Source organism: Micrococcus sp. R8502A1, from assembly GCF_006704135.1.
GTDB classification, from domain to species: domain Bacteria; phylum Actinomycetota; class Actinomycetes; order Actinomycetales; family Micrococcaceae; genus Micrococcus; species Micrococcus luteus.
Genome location: NZ_VIGS01000023.1, coordinates 21,220 through 34,898 on the forward strand (window position 1 = coordinate 21,220; position 13,679 = coordinate 34,898).

Sequence of the window (13,679 nt, forward strand, 5' to 3'; positions counted from 1 at the left end):
CCCGCGCAGACACGGCGGCCCGCCTCCCCGAGGGGAGGCGGGCCGCCGTCGCCGTGGGCCGGGTCAGCCGTCCTGCTTCAGGACCTCGTCGGCCGGCGGGGCCTGCACCGGATCCACCCCGCCCATCTCGGAGAGGGTCACCACCGCCTTCGTGCCGGCGGACTCGGTCTCCACGGTGAGCAGGCGGCCGTCCTCCTTGGACACCGTGAACGCGGTCAGCGCCACGCCCTCCTGCGGGCCCGAGACGGGCTCGTCCAGCACGTAGCGGATCGCATCCTGACCGCTGCGGCGGATGCCGTCCGCGTCCGCCTCGACGTCGTCCAGGCCGCCCGACTCCGGCAGGGAGCCCAGCAGCGAGCTCACCATCGCGCCCATGCCGGTGGCGCTGGGATCGCTCTCGTACGGGGTGGCGGTCCAGCGCTCCACATAGGCGGGGCGGTCCTCACCGCTCGTGCCGGCGCGCTCCACCGTGAACCGGGAGTACGCGGTGCCGTCCACGATCCGGGACTCGTCTCGGGTGATCAGGCCGTCGTCCTGGTACACGGACACGTACCGCATGGACGAGCCGTCCACGGGACCGGAGATGTCCACCGAGTCCGGGACCGCGCGCCCGTTGCTCGGGGCCTCGGACCGCAGCTCGGTGACCATGCGGACGGAGTCGGCCTCCTCGAGCTGGGTGCGGGCACGGTCCCAGGCGCCGGGGGCGTCGTCGCCCGAGGCGCAGCCGGTCAGCAGCAGGGCGGCCGCCCCGAGGGCGGCGAGGGACAGGCCGCGTCGGGTGCGGCGGGTCTGGGTCTGGCGCTGCCTCACTCGGCCACCTCCTCCGGCGCCTCGGCCGGCTCGATCTGGTTCCAGTCGCTCAGGGCGTACTGCTGGGTGGCCCGGCCGTCGTCGACGGTGAGCGCGACCAGCTCGCCGTCGTCGTCCACCGTGAAGGAGTGCACCCGGGTGGCGTCGCCCTCGGCCATCGCCGCGTCGGCGACCTCCTCGGGCACGGCATAGCGGTAGGCCGTGCCGCCGTCCCAGTCGACCTCCTCGGCGCGCACCTGGGCGCCGTCGAGGGCGTCCGCCGCGGGGAAGCCCACCTGGTCGAGGAGGGACTTCAGGGGCGGCTCCTGCCCCTCACCGGCCGGGACACGGCGCCACTGCGGGTCGGAGTACATCACCTGGACGTCGTCCGGGACGTCGGAGCCGTCCACGTCGACCCGGACGAACACATCCTCGCCGACCTGGCGGGACTCCATGGTGATGTGTGAGTCCCGGCCGACCTGCATGACGCCCTTCGACTCGGCGTCGCCGCCGTCGAGCCGGCCGGCGATGTCCCAGCGGACCGACTGCGGGCCCTGACGGCCGGTGGTGTAGGCGGTCTCGAGTCGGACGGTCTCGGCCTCGTCCAACTGGGTGCGGGCCTGATGCCAGGCCTCCCCCGCCGACTGCGGCTCGGATGCGCACCCGGCCAAGGCCAGGGCGCCCACGACGCCGAGCCCGGCCGCGCGGACGGCACGTCTGCGCTGCATGTTCTCCTCCTGGGGCTGCTGCCGGCCGAGGCAGGGCGCCGCGGCCATTGGCGTCACCCTACCGGCGGCGCAGGGCGAAGGATGCGCCGTGGTGGTTCTGCGGCAGGTGGTCGCCGCGGCCGAAGAGCTTGTGGCGCAGCGTGCCGTCCGTGTACGCGGTCTTGTAGCGGCCGAGCTTCTGCAGCGCCGGCACCACGAACTCCACGACGTCCTCGAAGGCGCCCGGGGTGATGTGGTAGGCGAGGTTGAAGCCGTCCACGTCGGTCTCGTCGGCCCACTCGACGAGCTGACGGGCCGCGGACTCGCCGCCGCCCACGATCACGGGGCCGAAGCCGCCGATGCCCACCCATTCGGCGAGCTTGCGCACGGTCCACTCCTCATCCGTGCCGGAGGCCTTCTGGAAGGTCTCCACGGCGGACTGGATGGCGTTCGACTTCACGTCCCCGATCGGCTCGTCCAGGTCGTACTGGGACAGGTCGATGCCCATCCAGCCGGACATGAGCACGAGGCCGCCCAGCGGGTCCACGTACTGCGCCAGGTCGTCGTACTTGGCCCGCGCGTCCTCGTCGGTGGCCCCGGTGACGATCGTCTGCATCGCGAAGATCTTCACGTCGTACGGGTCACGGCCGGCGTCCACCAGGGCCTGGCGGATCTTCTTCACGGTGGCGGCCGCCAGCTCCTTCGTGGGGGAGTTGATGAACACGGCCTCGGCGTGCTTGCCGGCGAAGGCGCGGCCGCGCGTCGAGGCGCCGGCCTGGTAGATCACGGGGGTGCGCTGCACGGACGGCTCGGTGACGGCGTGGCCGGGCACGGTGAAGTACCGGCCCTCGTGGGCGATGTCGTGGACCTTGGCCGGGTCCGCGAACACGCCGGACTCCTTGTCGTAGACGACGGCGTCGTCCTCCCACGAGCCCTCGAGGAGCTTGTAGACGACGTCGAGGTACTCGTCGGCGTGCTCGTAGCGCTCGTCGTGCTCCATCTGGTCGTCCTGGCCCATGTTCTGGGCGGCGGAGGGCAGGTAGCCGGTGACCACGTTCCAGCCCACGCGGCCGCCCGTGAGGTGGTCGAGCGTGGCGAGGCGGCGGGCGAACGGGTAGGGGTGCTCGTAGGCGGTGCCGGCGGTGACGCCGAAGCCGAGGTGCTCGGTGACCGCGGCCATCGCGGAGACGAGCAGGAACGGGTCGTTCACGGGGGTCTGCGCGCCGGTCTTGATGGCGGCCTCGGAGGTGCCGCCGTACACGGAGTACGGGCCGAGGACGTCGGCGATGAACAGGCCGTCGAACAGGCCCTTCTCCAGCGTCTGCGCCAGGTGCGTCCAGTAGCCCAGGGTGTTGTAGTCGCGGGCGTGGTCGTCGGGGTGACGCCAGAGCCCCGGGGACTGGTGGGCGACGCAGTTCATGTCGAATGCGTTGAAGAGGATCTCGCGGTGCTCATCCGGGCGGGTGGGTGCTCCGGCCCCGGCGTTCTCGACGGTGCTCATGGGTCTCCTTTCCAGGGCCGCCCGGTCGCAGGGGCGCGGCCGGGCGGGCGACGGTTCCGCACCATGCAACGCTGACGCGGCCGGCGGTGGAAGCCGGTCCGGCCCAGGGGTTCATGACGGCCCCGCCGGGCCCGGCCACGCGTCCGGCGCCCGGTTCGTGACATGCCCCGACCGTGACGGAGGACACGTCCGCGGGCGGCGGCCCTGCGGCGACTCAACGGCGCCCCAGCGCTGAGCCAGAGGAATCTGCTGCCTCCACCCTGCGGAGACGACCGAAACGTCTGGCTCGGCGCTGGCCCAGCCCGGGCCCGGCGGCGCCCCCGGTGTGACGCCCGTGTGACCCTCCGGCGCCGGCGGCCGGGCGACCGCGCGGCCGACCGGGCCCGCGGTGGTCTACTGGCATCCGTATCCGTCCGACACCGACGACGAAGCGACGATGGGAGCCCTCCATGAGCGTGCACGCGCCTTCCCGTGCCACCGCCTCCACCCCGGTCCGGGACGAGGACCGCCACAGCCTCGACGTCGTCTTCCGCGGCGTCGGGCGCACGTTCCCCACCGCGGACGGACCACGCGTCGTCCTGCGCGACGTGGACCTGACCGTGGCGCCCGGCGAGGTGCTCGCCGTGATCGGCGCCTCCGGCTGCGGCAAGTCCACGCTGCTGCGCGCCGTGGCCGGCCTGGACCCGGACTTCGACGGAGAGCTGCTGATCGACGGCTCGCCCGTGCGCCCCTACGACGAGCGCACCGCCGTCGGCTTCCAGGAGCCGCGCCTGCTGCCCTGGCGCACCCTGCGCCGCAACGTGGAACTCGGCCTGCCCCGGGGGCTGGACCGCGCCGCGGGCCGGGCCCGCGTGCAGGAGCTGCTCGAGCTCGTGGGCCTCGCGCCCTTCGCGGAGCACCGCCCCCGGGAGGTCTCCGGCGGCATGGCCCAGCGGGCCTCGCTCGCCCGCGCCCTGGCCCGCCGCCCCGGCGTGCTGCTGCTCGACGAGCCCTTCGGCGCCCTCGACGCCCTGACCCGCCTGAAGATGCAGGACCTGCTGCTGGACGTGCACGCCGCCACCGGCACCACCGTCCTGCTCATCACCCATGACGTGGAGGAGGCCCTGCAGCTCGCCGACCGCGTGCTGCTGCTCGCCCGTGACGTCCCCGCGCCCGACGGCGCGGCCCGCCCCGGAGCGACCGTGAGGCGGATCGTGGACGTGCCGGGGGCCCGTCCCCGCGACCGCGCGGACGCCCGCCTGGCCCAGTTGCGCTCCGAGCTCCTCGAGGGCCTCGGCGTCGAGAGCCACGCCCGATGAGCGGCGCCGGCTCCGCCCGCCTGACCCGCCGCACGGCGCTCGGCCTGCTGGCCGCGTCCCTGCCCCTGGGCCTGAGCGGATGCGTCCTGCAGGGTGAGGCGACGGCCGGGCCGGTGAACGGTCCGGACACGCTGAGCATCGACTACGCCACCTACAACCCGCTCTCCCTCGTGATCCGCCACCAGAGATGGCTGGAGGAGACGCTCGCGCCCCGCGGCGTCCGGGTGAACTGGGTGTTCTCCGCCGGCTCCAACAAGGCCAACGAACTCCTGCGCTCGAACTCCGTGGACATCGGGTCGACGGCCGGCTCGGCCGCGCTGCTGAACCGGGCCAACGGAGCCCCCACGCGCATCGTGGGCGTCGCCTCGCGACCGGAGTGGTCCGCGCTCATGGTCCCGCCCGGCTCGGACATCACGGACGTCGCCCAGCTCGCGGGCCGCACGGTGGCCGCCACGCGCGGGACGGACCCGTACTTCTTCGCCGTGCAGGCGCTCGAGGCCGCCGGGGTGGACCCGGCCGACGTCGAGATCCAGAACCTGCAGCACGCCGACGGCCGCGCCGCCCTCGCCGGCGGATCGGTGGCCGCGTGGTCCGGGCTCGACCCGATCATGGCCAAGGCCGAGGCCGAGGGCGCCCGCTTCCTGTACCGGGACCTCGCCCTGAACACGTTCTCCGTCCTCAACGCCACGGAGTCCTTCCTCGAGGAGGACCCGGAGACCGCCCAGACCGTCCTGGACACGTACGAACGCGCCCGCGCCTGGGCGCTCGAGCACCCGGACGAGACCGTCGGGATCCTGGCCGAGGCCGCGAAGATCTCTCCCGACGTCGCCCGCACCGTGATCCTCGAACGCACCAACGCGGACGTCAGCCCCGTGCCGGGCCAGGAGCTGCTCGACGCCCTGACGGGGGTCGGACGGATCCTGGTCGACACCGGGTCCGTCGACTACCAGCACCAGGTGGACGCCGCCCTGGCGAGCATCCTGGACATCCGTTTCGCCGAGGAGGCCATCCGATGAGCACCGCCCTGACCACCCCCGCCGCGACGACGGGCCCCGAGGCGCGCGAGCGGTCGGGTCACGACGACGGCGACACAGGGGCGCGCCGACGGCAGCGGCCCCGGGTGCTGGACCGGCCCGGCGCGCGGGCGGCGGTGGGGCTGGCCGCGCCCGCCGTCCTCCTGGTGCTGTGGTGGGCGGTGACGGCCGCCGGGCTGCTCTCCGCGGTGCAGCTGCCCTCCCCCGGCGCGGTGCTGAGCGCCGGCGTCAACCTGCTGGAGCGGGGCGACCTGTGGCTGCACGTGGGGATCTCCACCCAGCGCGTGCTGTTGGGCTTCCTGCTCGGCGCCGCACTCGGGCTGGCCGTGGGGTCCGCGCTCGGGCTGTCCCGGTGGGCGGACGCGCTGTTCGCCCCGCTGATCGGGGCGCTGCGCGCGGTGCCCTCGCTGGCCTGGGTGCCGCTGCTGATCCTCTGGATGCAGATCGGCGAGGAGTCCAAGGTCACCCTCATCGCGATCGGCGCGTTCTTCCCGGTGTTCACCACCGTCTACGCCGCCCTGCGCCACGTGGACCCGCACCTGGTGGAGGCCGGTCGGGCCTTCGGCTACCACGGGCTGTCCCTGCTGCGGACGGTGCAGCTGCCCGCCGTGGTGCCGGCCGTGTTCTCCGGCCTGCGGCTGGCCCTGGCCCAGGCCTGGCTGTTCCTGGTGGCCGCGGAGCTGATCGCCTCCTCGATGGGCCTGGGCTTCCTGCTCACCGACTCGCAGAACAACGGACGCACGGACCGCCTGATCCTGGCGATCATCCTGCTCGCCGTGCTCGGCAAGCTCACCGACTGGCTGCTCGGCCTGCTGGAGCGCCGTGCCCTGCGCCGCTGGGCCTGAGCCCGGCGCCTCCGGCCGCCCGGTCGCCGGGTCAGTCCCCCTCGGGCACCTCGCCGGCCGACGTGTAGGCGGTCGGCGGGGTGCCGTTCACGAGCCAGTCGCCGGCCATGCGCACCTTGAACGCCGCCGGGTCGTGGGTGGCGAGGGTGCGGGCGTTGCGCCAGTGCCGGTCGAGGCGCAGCGCGGCCGACGTCGCCGACGCGCCGAGCGTGTCGAAGATGCGGGTGCACACCTCGAGGACGGCCTCCGGCACCACGGCCTGGGCCCGGTACGCGGCCGCCATCGCCTCGGCGGACGCCGCCACGACGTCGGCCTCCACCGGGTCGGCCCCGTCGGCGCCGTCCTGCCCCTCGTCGAGCAGACGCCCGACCTCGCGCACCATCAGCTCGGCCGCGGCCTGCCGCCCGGCCAGCTGCCCCATGATCTCGAGGAGCTGCGGATCGTCCTTGGGCAGCGCGGCCGTGCCGGTGTTGAAGGTGCGGCGCCGCTGCCGCAGCAGCTGCGTGCCCTCCGTGAGCGCCGCCCGGCCGATCCCGGCCTGCAGCGCCAGCAGGGTCGCCTCCATGAGCACGGGCACCGGCCCGTCCTGCCGCGGCACCTCGAGCAGCTCCTCGGCCGCGGCGTCGTCGAGCACCACGGACCCGGTGGCGGTCAGGCGCTGGCCGAACCCGTCCCAGTCGTCCTTGATGCCCACGCGCGGCTGACGCACGCGCACGACGGCGACGGCTCGGTCCGGCTCGCGGACCGCGCCCCCGGCCCGCTTCGAGTTCCGGCGCGAGACGAGGTCCGCCCCCTCGATGCCCACGGTCGCGGCGGTCCACGTGGCGAACGCCGAGCCGGTCGCGTAGTACTTCTGCCCCCGCACGACCCAGGTGCCGCCCTCGTCCCGGCTGGCCAGGGTGGCGGCACGGCCCGGCGCGGCCCCGCCGGCGCGTTCGGCCAGGGCGGAGCCGGCCCAGTCCCCGTCGACGATGTGCCGCAGCCACCGCTCCCGGCGGGCGGGCGCCTGGTCCATGGCCGTGGCGATGAACACGAGGTGGGAGCGCCAGACGTGCGCGGTGTTCACGTCCCGGGCGGCCAGGTCCATGAGCAGGCGCAGCACGGTCTCGCTGCCGCCGCCCTCGCCGCCCGCGTCCACGGGGACGCCGACCTTGCCGAACCCGGCGGCCTGCAGCTCCCCGAGGGCGGCGAACGGCAGGTGCCGGCCCGCCTCGCGGGCCCGCTCGCCGTGGGCGACTGAGTCGAAGGCGTCGGCGTACCGGGCGGCGAGGGTGGCGTAGGTGGTCATGGCCCTACTCTGACACGCGCGGGCGGGCCGGCGGCCGGGGCGACCCGGCCGTGGGACGGGATCCACACCGGCCGCCGTCGCCCTGGCCCGCGCCGGGCGCGCGCGGGGATCCGGCGGGCCGAGCATGACCGCCGGTGACGACGGCGGGCGCGGCGTCGTCGTCGGCGTCCCTACCCTGGTCGGACCCGCCGACCAGGAGGAACCGCCGCCCATGACGCCCACCGAGGACCCCGCCCGCCCCGACCCGGCCGAGGAGGGCGCCTCCGGAACCGTCCGCGGACCGAACGACGGCGTGCCCGCCGCGGCCCTCGCGACGCTGCCCGGCCCCCTCCCGCAGGCACTCGTCGACGCCGCCGACCCGGACGTCCGCCCCGGCCGCCCGGCGGACCGGCTGCACGGCGGGCGCGGCGACGGCCGTCCGGTGGCCGAGGCGGACCGGCTCGCGTTCTGGGAGGCGGCCGGCCGACGTCTGAGCTGGGAGCGACCCTTCACCCGGACGCGCTCCCTCACCGCCCCGGACCCGGCCGCCGAGCGCGGCCCGGACATCCGCTGGTACGAGGACGGCACCCTGAACGTGGCCGTGAACTGCGTGGACCGGCACGTGGCGGCGGGGCGCGGGGAGAAGGTCGCCCTGTACTTCGAGGGCGAGCCCGGCGACCGCCGCGCCGTCACCTACGCGCAGCTGCAGCGCGAGGTCGCCCAGGCCGCGAACGCCCTCGAGGAGCTGGGCATCGGGGCGGGCGACCGCGTCGTCGTGTACCTGCCCGTGCTCGTGGAGACGATCGTCATCACGCTGGCGTGCGCGCGGATCGGCGCCGTGCACTCGCTCGTGTTCGGCGGGTTCTCGGCGGAGGCGCTGCGGTTCCGCGTGGAGGACACGGGCGCCAAGCTGCTCGTCACCACCGACGGCCAGTTCCGCCGCGGCACCGCCGTCCCCGTGAAGGCCAACGCGGACGAGGCCGTGTCGGGGGACAACGCGATCGAGCACGTCCTCGTCCTGGACCGCACGGGCCACCGGGACATCCCGTGGACCGAGGGGCGGGACCTGTGGTGGCACGACGTCGTGGACCGCCAGCCGGACACCCACACCCCGCGCGCCTTCGACGCGGAGCACCCGCTGTTCATCATGTACACCTCCGGCACCACGGGACAGCCCAAGGGGCTCGTGCACACCTCCGGCGGGTACCTCGCCGCGGCCTCGTGGACACACGACTTCCTGTTCTCCCACCCGGACCCGGCACGGCGCGACGACGACGTCCACTGGTGCACCGCGGACCTGGCCTGGGTCACCGCGCACACCTACGAGATCTACGGTCCGCTCTCGAACGGGGTCACGCAGGTGATCTACGAGGGCGTGCCGAACGCCCCGCACCCGGGCCGGCACTTCGAGGTGATCGAGCGCTACCGGGTGACGAGCTACTACACGGCGCCCACCCTGATCCGCTCGCTCAAGGGCTGGCATCCGGACGGGATCCCGGCGCACGCGGACGGCGGTCCGGACCTGTCCTCGATCCGTCTGATCGGGACCGTGGGCGAGTCCGTGAACCCGGAGGCCTGGACGTGGGCCCGCACCCAGATCGGCCGGGACACCCCGGACCTGCCGATGGTGGACACGTGGTGGCAGTCCGAGACGGGCGCCACCGTGCTCTCCCCCCGCCCCACGGACACGGCCTTCAAGCCGGGCTGCGGCTCCCGGCCCCTACCGGGGGTGGACGTGGCCGTGGTCGACGACGACGGCGCCCCCACGCCCGAGGGCCTGCAGGGCCGGATCGTGGTCACCCGCACTTCGCCGGCGATGGCGCGGACCGTGTGGCGGAACCCGGCCCGCTACTTCCACTCGTACTGGGAGGACTACGCGGACCAGGGCGAGGCGGGCTGGTTCCTCGCCGGCGACGGCGCCAAGCGGGACGAGGACGGCGACGTCTGGATCCTCGGGCGCGTGGACGACGTCATCAACATCTCCGGGCACCGGCTGAGCACCATCGAGATCGAGTCCGCCCTCGTGGCGCACCCGGAGGTGATCGAGGCGGGGGTGTGCCCCGTGCCGCACGAGACCACCGGGCACGCCGCCGTCGCCTTCGTGGTGGCGCACGAGAGCTGGCTGGCCGGCGATGACGGCCCCGGCGCCTCCGCCGCCGACCGCGCCGAGGAGCTGCGGCGGCACGTGGGGCGGGTGATCGGGCCGGTGGCCAAGCCCGCCGAGGTGGTCTTCGTCCCCGACGTGCCCAAGACCCGTTCGGGCAAGATCATGCGGCGGCTGCTGACGCAGCTGCACCAGGGCACCGCGCTCGGGGACACCACGAGCCTGCAGAACGAGCCGTGCGTCGGGCAGATCGCCGAGGTGCTCCGGGCCGGCCGTCGCGCTCAGGACGCCGGCACCGGCGCCGTCCGCAGCGCCAGCTCGGCCAGCACCTGAGCGGCCCGCGGCACCACGGCGTCGTCGAACACGGCCTGCGGGGAGTGGTTGACCGGGGCCTCGTCCGGGTCCACGCCCTCCGGGACCGCCCCGAGCAGGACGTAGGCGCCGGGCACCCGCTGGAGGACCTCGGAGAAGTCCTCGCTGCCGGGCTCGGGCTCGGGCAGCTCCCGGTAGGCGTCGGCCCCGTAGAGGTCCTCCACGACCCCGCGGACGAAGGCCACCGCGTCCGCGTCGTTGGCCGTCACCGGGAACGCGCAGTCCGTCCGGACCTGCGCGCTCATGCCGTGCGCCGCGGCGATCCCATGCACCAGGCGCTCCACGGCCGAGAGCAGCCGGGCGCGGGCGTCCGCGGAGAAGGTCCGCAGGGTGAGGGCGAGGGTGGCGCTGTCCGGGATGATGTTGGCCGCCGTGCCCGCGCTCAGGTGCCCGACGGTCGCGACCACCGGGTCGAAGGCGTCGAACTGCCGGGTGACCACGGACTGCAGCGCCAGCACCATCTCGGCGGCCACGGGCACCGGATCCTGGGCCAGGTGCGGCACCGAGCCGTGCCCGCCTCGACCGTGCACCGTCACCACCAGGTCGTCGCAGCCGGCCTGGATCGCCCCCGGGCGGCTGAGCAGGACGCCGCGCGGGTACGTGCCCGAGGAGACATGGATCGCGTAGGCGGCGTCCACCGGTCGCCCGGCCGCCTCCAGCAGCCCCTCCTGGATCATGTGCAGGGCGCCGCCGCCGGTCTCCTCCCCGGGCTGGAACATGGCCACCACGTCGGCGGTGAGCTCCCCGCGACGGCGCACCAGCCACGCCAGCGCGCCGTGGAGGCCGGCGGTGTGCAGGTCGTGGCCGCAGGCGTGCATGGTGCCCGGCACGGAGGGGGCGTACTCCAGCCCGGTCTCCTCCGTGACGGGCAGGGCGTCCATGTCCCCCCGCAGCAGCACGACCGGCCGCCGGGCCCCCTCCGGCAGCGGGGCCCCGCCGCGCAGCACCACGACGACGGAGCTCAGCGCCCGGCCCACGCTCGTCTCCAGCGCGGGGCGGCCGGTGGCGGCATCCTCCCCCGCCTCGGCGCGCAGGGCCTCGAGCCGCTCGAGGACGGCGGCCTGGGTGCGGGGCAGGTGCAGGTCCAGCTCCGGATGCCCGTGGAGGCGCCGGCGGAAGGCGATCGCCTCCCGTGCGATGTCCTCCGGCAGGTCCGGGGCGAGGGCGTTCGCGGGCGGGGTGGGGGCGGTGCGGTCCATCAGGACATCATGCCGTGGCGGCCCGCCAGCCCACCCGGATCGCGCAGCGGGTCAGCCGGCCAGCTCCTGCAGCTCGGCCAGGTCGAAGACGTCCTCCTTGGCGGGGGCCTCGGGCGCCTCGACCGCGTTCCACTCGGTGAAGGTGGCGTTCGCGTCCACGTCCTCGTCCTCCGAGTTCACGTCCTCGAGACGGTAGAGGGTCGTGCTCTCCGGGTCGATCAGCATCGTCCGGCCGAACTCGTGGTGCTCCTCGGGCAGCGCGTACTTGAGGTACGTCCTGCCCTCGAGCTCCACCTCCTCGGCCTTCAGGTCCTTGCCGTCGAAGGCGTCCGCGGCGGGCATGTCCTCCTCGAGGTCGGACATGATCTCCTGGAGTGAGATGTCCATCTGCGCGGCCTGATCGGCGCTCGTCTTGATCCAGCGGTCGCCCACGAGGGTGGAGAACATGCCCATCTCCTGGGGCAGGTCGTCACCGTCGGCCTTGAGCTTGAAGAACACGTCGGCGTCCCGGCGCAGGACCTCGATGTCCATGGTGGCCGCCCCCATGTCCATGTTCATGGTGCCCTTGAGGTGGGAGTCGTCGGTGGCGCCGGCGAGGTCCACGTTCAGGGACTGGCTGGCGTCCGTGCCCAGGGAGGCGGAGGGCGCCGCCGAGGCCGACGCGTCGTCCTTCTCCTCCTCCTTGTCGGCGGCGGTGCCCTCCACCCTCAGGCGCAGGCTCTCGGCGTCCACGACCTTCTGGCGGATCTCGGGCCAGCTCTCGTCCAGCGTCGGGTCGGAGGCGCAGCCGGTGAGCAGCAGACCGGAGGCGGCGAGCATGCCGACGGCGAGGCGTGCGGGCGTCTTCATGGGGACTCCTTCACAGAGGTGCGGACGTGCCGGCGGCCGGGCACCGCCGGACGATGACCCCTCGACCGTCTCACGTCACCCCTGGCCCGTCAGGCCCTGAGGGGCGGCGAAGCTGCTGCTGTGCCGAACCTGTGCGGGTCAGCCGCCGGTGGCGCCGTCCTCGAAGATCTGCCCCACCGGGGTCTGCTTCTCCGCCTGGAACACATCCTCGGCACGGCCGTAGGCCCAGTACGCGCTCACCGACAGCTGTCGCCGGTCCACGCCGCGCACGTCCGTGAGGTACGCCCGGACGCGCTTGACCTGCTCCCGCTCGCCGTGCACGAACGCGTGCACCCGTCCGTCCCGCCACGCCGCGCCCTCGACGGCGGCGGCGAACCTCGTCGTCTCCGGGGTGAAGGGACCGCCGCGGTGCAGCCAGCGCACCTCGACGCCGGCCGGCGCGGTCAGGGGCACCTCGTCCCCGGCGTCGGTCACCTCGATCAGCGCGACGCCGGCCGCCGCGGCGTCCGTGGCGGCGAGGTCCTCGAGGGCGGCGGCGATCGCCGGCAGCGCGGCCTCGTCGCCGGCGAGCAGGTGCCAGTCGGCGGTGGGGTCGGGCCGGTAGGCGCCGCCGGGACCCAGGAACGCGACCTGCTGCCCCACCGGCTCGGACGCCGCCCACGCCCCGGCCAGGCCACCGTCGTGCCCGGGGGCGGCGCCGCCGTCGGACGCACCGTGGACCACGAAGTCGACATCCATGGTGCGGGCGGCCGCGTCCATGTGGCGCACCGTGTAGGTGCGGCGGACCGGCAGCTGCTCCGGGGCGAGGCGCTCGCGGAGGGCGTCCAGGTCGTACGGGGGCTCGAGGCCGAGCGCGGGGTCGGCGAAGAGCAGCTTCACGTACTGGTCCGTGGCGCCCTTCTCCGCCCAGCGGGCATGGACGGCGTCGAACTGCTCACCGCCGAGGGTCAGGCGCACGAGGTGCGGGGTGAGCCGGCGGGCGGCCACCACGGTGAGGACGGTCTGGGGCCGGGCCATGCGGGCCTCCTGGGGTCGGGGCGGGGTCTGCGCGGGCGCGCGTCCCCCACTCTCCCATGACGAGGCGGATTAGCGCACGTCAGCGTGATGTTTTCCGCGGCCTCGGGGTCAGCGGAACCGGGCCCCCCGGTGCTCCTCCGGCAGCAGCGGTCCCGCTCCGGCCGGGGCCGGGGTGACGCGGCGCGCCCCTAGGCTGGGCCCGTGCGTCTCGTCCTGCTCGTCCTGCTCTCGCTGCTGAGCCAGCAGCTCGGCGCGTCCGTGGCGGGCCTGCTGTTCGACGACGTCGGCGCGTCCGCCATGGTCGCCCTGCGCGTGGTGTTCTCCGCGGCCGTGCTGCTGCTCGTCACCCGGCCGAGCCGCGCCGCCCTCGCCGGCCTGGGCCCCCGGGGGTGGGCCGCCGTCGTCGGGCTGGGCGCGGCCATGACCGGCATGAACCTGGCCATCTACGAGGCGTTCGCGCGAATCCCGCAGGGCGTGGCCGTGACGTTCGAGGTGCTCGGGCCGCTGGCGCTGTCCGTGGCGGCGCGGCCGTCGTGGCGGTCGGTGGCGTGGGCGGCCCTCGCGCTCGCCGGGATCGGGGTGCTCGGCCGGGAGGGGATCAGCGCCGGCGGGGGGCCGGCTCTTATACAGATCGCATGCCGCCGACGAAAGCTGAGAGGTGGCATGCGCGGGGGGGGAGACGGTGTGCAAAAAAAAA

General features: G+C 74.6%; 11 protein-coding genes and 1 pseudogene. 5 read left to right on the top strand and 7 right to left on the bottom strand.

Annotation, left to right across the window (positions count from 1 at the left end):
* Nucleotides 1-63: 63 nt before the first annotated feature.
* Genes FLM69_RS06140 through FLM69_RS06150 form a run of 3 tightly spaced genes read right to left on the bottom strand, consistent with a single transcriptional unit; the run spans nt 64 to nt 2,997 of the window.
* Nucleotides 64-810 carry a hypothetical protein gene (locus FLM69_RS06140; protein ID WP_141843485.1) on the bottom strand — a complete coding sequence of 249 codons (747 nt, stop codon included), beginning with the start codon at nt 808-810 and terminating at the stop codon, nt 64-66.
* Nucleotides 807-1,517, bottom strand: a complete 711-nt coding sequence (locus FLM69_RS06145) for a Tat (twin-arginine translocation) pathway signal sequence (protein WP_255502741.1) — start codon at nt 1,515-1,517, stop codon at nt 807-809. The genes FLM69_RS06140 and FLM69_RS06145 overlap by 4 nt, the downstream gene beginning before the upstream one ends.
* 58 nt (nt 1,518-1,575) lie before the next feature.
* Nucleotides 1,576-2,997: an LLM class flavin-dependent oxidoreductase gene (locus FLM69_RS06150; protein WP_141843489.1), complete on the bottom strand. Its 1,422-nt coding sequence runs from the start codon at nt 2,995-2,997 to the stop codon at nt 1,576-1,578.
* Between the two features lie 449 nt (nt 2,998-3,446).
* Between FLM69_RS06150 and FLM69_RS06155 the strand changes: the two genes are divergently transcribed.
* Genes FLM69_RS06155 through FLM69_RS06165 form a run of 3 tightly spaced genes read left to right on the top strand, consistent with a single transcriptional unit; the run spans nt 3,447 to nt 6,174 of the window.
* A complete protein-coding gene (locus tag FLM69_RS06155; protein WP_141843491.1) occupies nt 3,447-4,295 on the top strand; it encodes an ABC transporter ATP-binding protein in 849 nt (282 codons plus the stop codon).
* The gene (locus FLM69_RS06160; RefSeq protein WP_141843493.1) at nt 4,292-5,311 is read left to right on the top strand and encodes an aliphatic sulfonate ABC transporter substrate-binding protein; all 1,020 of its coding nucleotides are present in this window, start codon (nt 4,292-4,294) and stop codon (nt 5,309-5,311) included. Before FLM69_RS06155 ends, FLM69_RS06160 begins: the two co-directional genes overlap by 4 nt.
* The gene (locus tag FLM69_RS06165; RefSeq protein ID WP_141843495.1) at nt 5,308-6,174 is read left to right on the top strand and encodes an ABC transporter permease; all 867 of its coding nucleotides are present in this window, start codon (nt 5,308-5,310) and stop codon (nt 6,172-6,174) included. The genes FLM69_RS06160 and FLM69_RS06165 overlap by 4 nt, the downstream gene beginning before the upstream one ends.
* A gap of 31 nt (nt 6,175-6,205) precedes the next feature.
* Here the strand turns inward: FLM69_RS06165 and FLM69_RS06170 are convergent, their stop codons facing one another.
* The gene (locus tag FLM69_RS06170; protein WP_141843497.1) at nt 6,206-7,462 is read right to left on the bottom strand and encodes an acyl-CoA dehydrogenase; all 1,257 of its coding nucleotides are present in this window, start codon (nt 7,460-7,462) and stop codon (nt 6,206-6,208) included.
* A gap of 211 nt (nt 7,463-7,673) precedes the next feature.
* On the opposite strand from FLM69_RS06170, the gene acs reads away from it, so the two are divergent.
* Nucleotides 7,674-9,878 carry an acetate--CoA ligase gene (gene acs / locus FLM69_RS06175; RefSeq protein WP_049147897.1) on the top strand — a complete coding sequence of 735 codons (2,205 nt, stop codon included), beginning with the start codon at nt 7,674-7,676 and terminating at the stop codon, nt 9,876-9,878.
* On the opposite strand, the gene FLM69_RS06180 is transcribed toward acs, so the two are convergent.
* From FLM69_RS06180 to FLM69_RS06190, 3 genes are all read right to left on the bottom strand, one after another.
* Nucleotides 9,827-11,116: a M20 family metallopeptidase gene (locus FLM69_RS06180; RefSeq protein WP_041104455.1), complete on the bottom strand. Its 1,290-nt coding sequence runs from the start codon at nt 11,114-11,116 to the stop codon at nt 9,827-9,829. The two genes, acs and FLM69_RS06180, sit on opposite strands and share 52 nt — an antisense overlap.
* Before the next feature lie 51 nt (nt 11,117-11,167).
* Nucleotides 11,168-11,965: a hypothetical protein gene (locus FLM69_RS06185; RefSeq protein ID WP_020621429.1), complete on the bottom strand. Its 798-nt coding sequence runs from the start codon at nt 11,963-11,965 to the stop codon at nt 11,168-11,170.
* A 138-nt stretch (nt 11,966-12,103) separates the two neighbouring features.
* Nucleotides 12,104-12,982 carry a siderophore-interacting protein gene (locus tag FLM69_RS06190; RefSeq protein ID WP_020621428.1) on the bottom strand — a complete coding sequence of 293 codons (879 nt, stop codon included), beginning with the start codon at nt 12,980-12,982 and terminating at the stop codon, nt 12,104-12,106.
* Between the two features lie 201 nt (nt 12,983-13,183).
* On the opposite strand from FLM69_RS06190, the pseudogene FLM69_RS06195 reads away from it, so the two are divergent.
* Nucleotides 13,184-13,679, top strand: a pseudogene (locus FLM69_RS06195) (hypothetical protein); the annotation flags it as partial.